The organism is Trichocoleus sp. ST-U2 (genome assembly GCF_039961875.1).
Lineage (GTDB): Bacteria > Cyanobacteriota > Cyanobacteriia > Cyanobacteriales > FACHB-T130 > FACHB-T130.
In genome coordinates, this window is the sequence record NZ_JAMPJY010000047.1 from 38,174 (window position 1) to 45,185 (window position 7,012).

General features: G+C 42.9%; 7 protein-coding genes. 3 read left to right on the forward strand and 4 right to left on the reverse strand.

From position 1 onward, the window contains the following. Positions 1 to 113 precede the first annotated feature (113 nt). Positions 114 to 668, reverse strand: a complete 555-nt coding sequence (locus NC996_RS23240; protein ID WP_190412476.1) for a DUF6438 domain-containing protein — start codon at positions 666 to 668, stop codon at positions 114 to 116. A 343-nt stretch (positions 669 to 1,011) separates the two neighbouring features. On the opposite strand from NC996_RS23240, the gene NC996_RS23245 reads away from it, so the two are divergent. Then, positions 1,012 to 1,287, forward strand: a complete 276-nt coding sequence (locus NC996_RS23245; RefSeq protein WP_190689337.1) for a UBP-type zinc finger domain-containing protein — start codon at positions 1,012 to 1,014, stop codon at positions 1,285 to 1,287. A 147-nt stretch (positions 1,288 to 1,434) separates the two neighbouring features. Continuing rightward, on the forward strand, positions 1,435 to 1,701 hold the full coding sequence (locus NC996_RS23250; RefSeq protein ID WP_190689341.1) for a Precorrin-3B methylase: 267 nt from the start codon (positions 1,435 to 1,437) through the stop codon (positions 1,699 to 1,701). Positions 1,702 to 1,863: 162 nt separating this feature from the next. On the opposite strand, the gene NC996_RS23255 is transcribed toward NC996_RS23250, so the two are convergent. From NC996_RS23255 to NC996_RS23265, 3 genes are read right to left on the reverse strand one after another with little or no spacing between them, the layout of a single operon-like run. Continuing rightward, positions 1,864 to 2,820, reverse strand: a complete 957-nt coding sequence (locus NC996_RS23255; protein WP_190689343.1) for a hypothetical protein — start codon at positions 2,818 to 2,820, stop codon at positions 1,864 to 1,866. Positions 2,821 to 2,823: 3 nt separating this feature from the next. Continuing rightward, positions 2,824 to 3,969, reverse strand: coding sequence for a DUF3696 domain-containing protein (locus NC996_RS23260; protein WP_190689346.1), 1,146 nt, complete (start codon positions 3,967 to 3,969; stop codon positions 2,824 to 2,826). Then, on the reverse strand, positions 3,966 to 5,117 hold the full coding sequence (locus NC996_RS23265; RefSeq protein ID WP_190689349.1) for a DUF262 domain-containing protein: 1,152 nt from the start codon (positions 5,115 to 5,117) through the stop codon (positions 3,966 to 3,968). The genes NC996_RS23260 and NC996_RS23265 overlap by 4 nt, the downstream gene beginning before the upstream one ends. Before the next feature lie 618 nt (positions 5,118 to 5,735). Between NC996_RS23265 and NC996_RS23270 the strand changes: the two genes are divergently transcribed. After that, positions 5,736 to 6,893: a hypothetical protein gene (locus NC996_RS23270; RefSeq protein ID WP_190689352.1), complete on the forward strand. Its 1,158-nt coding sequence runs from the start codon at positions 5,736 to 5,738 to the stop codon at positions 6,891 to 6,893. Positions 6,894 to 7,012 lie beyond the last annotated feature (119 nt).

Consider the following 7,012-nt stretch of genomic DNA (forward strand, 5'->3'; position numbering starts at 1 on the left):
ACTATTTTAGGGATTCTTGAATTGCCTGATTGCGACTATCAGGGGGGCAAAGTTTTGTAGCAATTGAACAGGAGCGAGATGCCTCCAGCAAGTTGCGCGGGATGCCAATTTAATTACTTCGTAGTTCCCCGTGGGGCGCGTTCAGCATCTGTTCCAATCCACTGCTTAGAATTCACTACGGTATCGATTTTATTTTCCAATTCTGTTAGTTGAGTCGGTGCATCAGGTGAAGGAAGGTAATGGTGTACTGTTTTTTGTTTCTTGCCGATTGTCAATGAGGTGATGGCAGAAGGTGCATCGGTGTGTCCACCTGTATAGCTGTCTTGAAGCTTGAAGTAATTGAGCTTTTGAAAGTCTGCAATGAGCTTTCTCGCTGCTGTTTTACTGATAGTTGTTGTTCGGGTGCCAGTCACTTTCACAAACCGTTTGCCCTCGTAAACCACCTTGCCATTGCCATAAACAGTGAGCTTATAAATGGGGCAAAAGCCAAAACAGGCTGTCCGTTCGAGTGTCAGCGCAACTTGTGGTGAGACTTGTCGAGGTTGATTGAGTAGCCTTTGATTCGGAGTAGTGGTTTCAGCCGCCAGGAACGGGGAGTTAGGAATAGAGACGCTTAGAACACTACTGGCTACACCGATTATTAGACTTAGAAGAAGTGGCGATCGCATGATCGTTAGGCTCCAAATCAGAAAGATTCACTTAACTTCGAGTCTATTCGGCTGTTTCAGCTCTCAGTTCCCGGTTTCTAATTCAGAAACTAGAAGACGATGTAGGAATTTTCTATTTTTAGGCTAAATTATCGGCTGTTGATGCAATCGGGAAATCATTGGTGTTCTCCGTAGACGAGTTGGGTTGTTACACCGCAGCGCACCCTAGAACAACTCAGCTTTGACAACCGAACGCACAGCGATATCTTCAAGGGGTGCAGAAAGCAAGCGATCGCTCGTTTAAGCTCTAGAATTGGAAGCATCCAACGAGCGACTCCAACTCATACATTGATTCGGAAACCCTATGTCCTGCCAACACCTCAATGAAGTGACTCTGCAAAACCTAATCCATAAAGCCAACTATCCGGTGTTTCGCTGTGAAGAGTGTATGCGGATCAATGGTCGCTGGGTGCATCTTCGCATTTGTCAGACGTGCGGTAAGATGTTGTGCTGCGACTCCTCAGAACATCAGCATTCTCGTCGTCACTATGAGGAAACCGGACACACTGTAATCAGTTCAGCGGAGTTAGGAGAGCAATGGCTGTGGTGTTTTGCGGATGAGCAGCAGAAGGATTATTGAAGATGCGCTCAATTGGGGCATCCCCTCAACTTACAAGTAATTGTAAAGGAAGGCGATCGCACAATCCTTCCAAACACTAAATCGAAGAAGAAGCGATCGCCTTGATGCTACGGGTTAGGATTTAGGGTAGGGCGTTCTGATTGAAGTATGGAAAAGCAGGAAAATCCTCTTACGGGAGAAGCGCTAGTTAAGGAAGTTTGTCGGCGGATTCGGGTTGCCCGTAGCTACTGGGATGCTCATAATAACGCTGCTTGTCGGGGAGAACGCGATCGCGCTTTAGCCCTTTACAACACGCTGACGAAAGAACAAAAAGACCAGATTCCGCAGCAGTTACGGGTGTGGCTTCGCTACCGCAGTGAAAAATACTTTGGCTCACACCGAACGCCGCCCAAGTCGAAACGAAAGTCGAAGTAGGATTGTGGGGAAAGTGCGATCGCGCTGCGTGCGAAATAGTTGTTCGCCTGGTTTTGCTATCCAAACGTTTCTTTTGAGAATTACGAGTCGGTTTGCTGGATTTGGGGAAGGCGATCGCCCACTGCTGAAAACATTTACCGTAAAATCTTGCCAGTGCTAGGATTACTGGATTTTAGAGCCAATGTACCCAATGATTATCTTTCCTGGCCCTAATTCTACAGAGAAATGAAGCCTCCAAGCTCCTGGCGTCATACGAACATGCAAGCTGAAGATGCGCTTCTCTCCATCAGAACATATAAAAGTAAGTTGCTGCCTGAATTGCTGTAGTCTTGTTTCGCTCTCTGGCGTAGCTTTGCTTGGAAGATTGTCTCGATTAAAAGCGCCAGATGTCCAACTTTTACAGTAGTCCTCAAGCTCAAACAATCGTTTCACTACCTGTCTTAGCATTGGGTTGCTTGTGCTGAGGCTTTGTATCTGCTGACTAACATTTTCGCAGAATTCCAAACTAGGAAATAATTCGTCTCTCCGATTCCACAAATCTGAGCCATCAAGCTCTTCTGCGTGCCTGCGATTCTTTTTCTTTATACACTCAGCGTGTTCCTGTACATGATGCTGGCGACTGGCGTGAATAATCTCCAGATGTTCCTCGATTAACTCCTCATTTTCAAATTGGGTGAGTGTTAAATCTAAGCGGCTGCAATCCCATCGCGGCTCAAATAGAAAGCTTACTGAAAGAGCATCAAGCAAATAGGCAACACCCAGTCCAATTGCTAACTCTCCCTGATGCCTAAACTCACAGTTGCTAAGATTATTTTCGATATCTTGAATTTCAAGATTTGCAATCTCGTTAGAAAATGGCGCTTTTGTTGCAAGAGTTTTGATAAATCTCTGTTCCTCTCTATCTACTTCCGAATCGTTTAGCCAGTGCCGCAGAGGATAGTCTGATGCAAGTGTAGTAGTATAAAAATCGTATTGAGTGCGAAGAGTCGCCTGTCTCCCACACTGAGCTTTTACTCCCCTTACAGTTCTAATAAAATCCGACATCCGCTGTCGTGCCGTAGAAATATTAGCAGCAGGAACACACAGGGACAGCTCATTTAATACCATCTCTAGAGCCATATCTCACTCAACCGCTGGTTCTAATAAAACATCTAAACTTTTATCCCATTGATCGAAGAATCCATCGGGCCATTTATCAATTCGTCCATTGCGGTCAATATGTGGCGATACTACTTCTGTGTAAGCTTGTCCACCTTTTTCTTTACGCTCAAAGTAGTGCAATTGAACATCTTTGGGGTTAAGTTTTCCACCATGAACAGCAAGCCGAATGCCGTTTAAAACATGGTCGCTATGAGTTTCTATCACAACTTGAACACCACAACTAGCCGCAAGCGCTAATAACTCACCCATTTTGGCTTGCCCTTTGGGGTGGAGATGGGCTTCTGGATTTTCAATTATAATCAGTGTACCTGGAGGGGATGCAAGCACCGCGACAATAATTGGTAAAGTATAGGTAATTCCAAAGCCAACATTCGTTGCACGGTAAGGATTGCTGTCCCCATAGGAATATTGAAAACTCATTAGATCGATATCTGGTTTTGGATCAATTTTGAGACGTGTACCTGGGCTGACTTCTCCCATCCAGGCTTCAACTTGATCTATCAGATCCAGTGATTTTGCTTCCAGTTGGCCTGATTGACCTTTTGATTTTACTTCCGGATGGCTGAGGTTACTGCTGGGAATCTCTTTACGCCCATTCAGAAAAAGGAAGTGTGCGGTATATTCGCCTCTGATTCCCAGCTGTTCAAGCTGACGCACTTGGAAATCTGACATTTCAAAAAATGTTCTGGGTCCAATCCGTTCTGCTTGAAGATAGTGGAAATTCTTACTAAAAAGACTTGATTCATAAGTTTCTTGGGGAATTGGTTCTGAAGTAAGATTTAATACATCTACTTCTAGGTCATAATTGAAACGCCATATACCTTTTCCACCATTGCCCCAAGCAATGTCAAACCCAATTGGATCTTCTTGGCCTGCTCCCTCGAAAAGGGCATCTTGAGCCGTACCAATACAAACCAAATCACCATTCAAGGCTAAACCTTTCTCTGGCAATAAGCCCTGTTGATAAGATTGACGCAGGAGCAGTAGCGATTGAAGTACAGAAGATTTACCAGTGCTATTAAGGCCAGAAAGCAGGGTTAGCGGTCTAAACTCAAGAAACTGATTTGCAAAAGGCTTGAAGTTTATTAAGTGCAATGAGCGAATCATGAAAGTACTTCCAAGATTATTTTTTCAACTGTTTTAAATCGATAATCAACTTTGTTCGCTGCCTGTGAAATAGATTTAAGGAATTCTTGATCTTTGTCTGTATAATCTATGATTTTATCAATCAATTCATGTTTTCTGTCTTTTAAATTTTTGATCTCATCCTCAGTAAGATTGCTAATAGTAACTGACCAAGATTCAAATAAGGCTTTGTTAAGGGGCTGTTTTCTTGTAGACTTTTTAGAGAGTTTACGAAAAGCATCTTTACCGAAAATATCTGATGCTGCAATCATTGCTTTCTTGAAATCAGTTTCAATCTTATTTAATTCTTCGCTTTTTAGATGATTAACTTTAAACAATGCTTCACTTAAAAAGGTATCTCTATTTCCATCTTGATACTCTTTATAAGAGGTTATTTTAAATGCCAAAAAACCAAGAATAAACTCACGATCATCCATGCGTTTTATTTTTGATTCGCTAAGATTAATTACCTGCCTAAATTCTTGATTTATTGCAAGCTTTTTTAAGAATTCAGTTGAATTCCCTGGATTTAGTGCATGTCTAATTTCTTGATTAGATAAAGGTGTACCACCTGTATTGATACGCTTAAAAATATTGTATTTAACTTCAGGAGGTGTACCTTTTTCAATCAGATACACTGTAGGTTGGGTCTCAAGTATTCGTCGTCGGTATCTAGGCTCTAATTCATCATAATATTTTCCTTCAAGTTGGGTAAGATACTCTAGTCCAGTTAAATTAAGCTTTTTATCCATGACAAATTGCTTTAAAACAGATAACCTTTGCAATCCATCTACAACTAACCAGTTATCTTCATCAGTTGCATCTATATAGAAGGCTGGTAAGGGAATTCGGATGAGGATGGATTCAATTAGTCTACTTTTAACGTCACGCTTCCATATATTAGCTTGTCGCTGAAAGTCTGGTGCTAAGTCAAGCGCTTCCTCATCTATGCGTCTAAGCAGTTGCTCAATTGTTGGTTGCCTTGCAGCAATGTTAATTTTTTCAGGATCGTACTGGAAACTACGGATCTCATATTCTTCTTCATCAGTATCTTCTTTTTCATCAGTATCTTCTTTATCTAAAATATCTTCCTCAAGTAGTTCTGTGTTTCGGTTATTTAACTCTGTCACGGCGCTTTCTCCTTGGTATTAATACTTATTTACTTATCGGCTATCACAAGTGAGTATTTATTACAAAGATACTTTAAGTTGTGTATCTACTCAACTTACTTCCTGATATTGTAGGATTTTGGTTTTAAAAATATCTATATATCCTTCATTCTTTTACATGAATCCCATTGATCTCCTTGTCCCATCCTCCGTCACAAACTATATTTTGAAGACCCTGAAGCGATCGCTTACGCCTCAATTTCCCAATCCTCAACCTGCAACCTCTCAATCCGCCCAAACTCTCTTGTATTATGTATCACCAGCGTTAGATTATTTGCCATAGCGATTATCCTTCGGAAAGCTTCGCTAACGCTGTAATTTGCACATCATAAGCACCAATCGGAGTTCCCGCATGGCAAGACGCGCACGAATTTGACCACACGCGATCGCAACCTCATCCCCAAAAGGAAGCGAGGCAAACCGCCCAGCTTACAAGCCATTGTAAAAGAAGGCGATCGCAAACGAAGCCTCATCCATTCATGCCTCTATCTTGGACGAAGTGTTACCAAGCCAAGGGAAACAGAACCATTCATTGAGAGTCATTAGTAGTAGTTCATCACTACAACTTTTGCCTTGAGTATGAAGAAAACAACTGCCTTGACAGTGACCGTCCTCGCGATCGCTACACTTGTGGGGACATCTGTGGCACAATCGGCTGGCTTCTTCGCTCAAGCACCAACCCCTTCCGTAGCTCAAGCTAAACCATCTTGGGAAAACTCCAAGCTAGTTCACACGTTGCCCACTGTCGCAAACTATGCCAAGTTTAGCTCTGATGGACTTTTACTCGTCTGTAATGGTGAACAGGGTAAAGCCATTCAGTTGTGGGATGTGAGGAAAGGGGAATTACTCTCCTCTATCAAAGCCGACGATACCACTTCCTTTGGAGATGTTGCCATCAGCCCAGATGGACAGTTTGTTGCCAGCATCGTCTACTCGCAAATTGATAAATCAATAGCAGTTGGTCTGTGGAATAGCAAAACCGGAGAAGCGATCTGGAAAAAACCAATTGTTACCAATAGCGCAGAGTTTCGCTCCCCTAAGGATTCTGGGGAAAATTTCCCGGCTAGCGTTGTTTCCAGCCTGGAATTTAGCCCAAACGGACAATTTATTGCCAGTAGCGCCCGAAAATATTTTGGTTCCGAAAATCCACAGATTCAGCTATGGGATGTAGCAACCGGCGAAAAGCGTTTTGTACTCAGGAGTAATATCAAATCTTTACGAGGGATGAGTTTTAGCCCTGATAGCCAAGTGTTAGCCAGCCTCGGTTCCAGTCAATCTATCCTCAAGGGAGGAACTTATCACTGGCAAGGCTTGATTCAACTTTGGAATCCTAACACAGGTCAACTCCTCCATACCCTAAAAGAAAAAGATCAGTTACTTCCCCAGAGCATGGCCTTTAGCCCGGATGGTCGAACGTTAACCAGCCTGTCAAAAGACGCGATATATGAAGCTCACCTCCGCACTTGGGACGTGAAAACGGGTGGAACTGTGCGTACTGTTTCGGCTTCGGTAGACAGAACGGATGACCAGTTATCACTCAGTCCTGATGCTAAAACCTACTTGGTTGCTGGTCAGGTAGCTGGTTCACGTATTATTAATGTCGAAATTCGCAAGGAATGGCCTCTTAGTGGTTTTGATGTGAGTAGTGGTGCTAGTACAGGATTATTTAGCCCAGATGGTCAGATGTTGGCTGTTCCAACGGTAGCAGGAATTCCGATTTGGCAAGCTGGTAATTAGTAATTGACGTCTAATGTGAATTAGACAAAGGAACGGGAGAGATTGAGAATCAAAGTACCACCCATGAAACTCATCTCTCCGATGACTAGCATAGACTTTCCTAACTTGATGATTGTCGT

What these genes read in the sequence shown, in the direction of transcription:
- NC996_RS23250 (WP_190689341.1), top strand. Translation starts at nt 1,435, where the DNA reads ATGGAAAAGCAGGAAAATCCTCTTACGGGAGAAGCGCTAGTTAAGGAA.
- NC996_RS23245 (WP_190689337.1), top strand. Translation starts at nt 1,012, where the DNA reads ATGTCCTGCCAACACCTCAATGAAGTGACTCTGCAAAACCTAATCCAT.
- NC996_RS23255 (WP_190689343.1), bottom strand. Translation starts at nt 2,820, where the DNA reads ATGGCTCTAGAGATGGTATTAAATGAGCTGTCCCTGTGTGTTCCTGCT.
- NC996_RS23270 (WP_190689352.1), top strand. Translation starts at nt 5,736, where the DNA reads ATGAAGAAAACAACTGCCTTGACAGTGACCGTCCTCGCGATCGCTACA.
- NC996_RS23260 (WP_190689346.1), bottom strand. Translation starts at nt 3,969, where the DNA reads ATGATTCGCTCATTGCACTTAATAAACTTCAAGCCTTTTGCAAATCAG.
- NC996_RS23240 (WP_190412476.1), bottom strand. Translation starts at nt 668, where the DNA reads ATGCGATCGCCACTTCTTCTAAGTCTAATAATCGGTGTAGCCAGTAGT.